The sequence below is a fragment of the Poseidonocella sp. HB161398 genome (genome assembly GCF_005870025.1).
Classification (GTDB): domain Bacteria; phylum Pseudomonadota; class Alphaproteobacteria; order Rhodobacterales; family Rhodobacteraceae; genus Mangrovicoccus.
This window is the reverse complement of record NZ_VATA01000251.1, coordinates 1-795: the sequence shown is the minus strand read 5'-3', so window position 1 is coordinate 795 and position 795 is coordinate 1. Positions and strand designations below refer to the sequence as shown.

The window sequence follows — 795 nt, the reverse complement described above, 5'->3', positions numbered from 1 at the left end:
CTCATTGGGAGGATGGATAATGTCAGCACCTTTGCCATCTGCGCTTCGGACGCGCTTTCAGAAGTACATTGAAGAAGGGTTGAGCGGGCGCGCGGCGGCGTTGCGTCTAAAGGTGTCGCCTGCGACGGGCGCGCGTTGGGCGCGTCAGGTGAGGAACAGGGGCCATGCGGAACCCGCCCCTCAGGGACCGCCGCGCGGCCGGGGAAAGTTGGCCCCGCATCAGGCTTTCCTTGAGGAGCTGATCGCCCAAGACCCCGACATGACGCTCTTCGAGCTGCGCGATGCGCTGGCCGACGCGGAAGGCGTGCGGGTCCACCATTCCTCCATCGCCAATCTGCTGTCCCGGCTCGGGTTCACATACAAAAAAAGTCTCTGGTGGCCGCCGAACAGCGCCGTGCCGAGGTAAGGCAACAGCGCGCCGACTGGTTCAGACATCGGCGTCCGGCCATTGCGGACTTGCCTGATCGCGTTGTGTTCATTGATGAAACTGCGGTGAAGACCAATTTGACTCGCCTGCGTGGGCGGGCCAAGCGGGGCCTCCGGTTGACGATGGATGCACCCTTTGGCAGTTGGGGAACGCAGACGCTGATCGCGGGCCTCACCCAGGATGCCCTGATCGCGCCTTGGGTCATCAAGGGCGCGATGGATGGCCCGGCATTCGCCGCCTACATCCGAAACGTGCTCGTCAAGGAAATCGCCCCCGGCACTGCGTTCGGCCCGCTCACTCTGACCAATGGCGTTCGGGGCCTCACTCCTCGACAACCTGGCGACACATCGCAACAAGGAAGCCACGCA

The 795-nt window shown here is 63.5% G+C and carries 2 protein-coding genes; both read left to right on the top strand.

Translation table 11 applies throughout. The features are described from left to right. Positions 1-406, top strand: a 406-nt coding sequence (locus tag FGX59_RS38470) for a transposase (RefSeq protein WP_206078570.1), incomplete at its 5' end; no start/stop codon positions are given. After that, the coding region (locus tag FGX59_RS37090) for a transposase (protein WP_171061029.1) at positions 376-795 on the top strand (420 nt) is incomplete at its 3' end. The genes FGX59_RS38470 and FGX59_RS37090, both read left to right, overlap by 31 nt.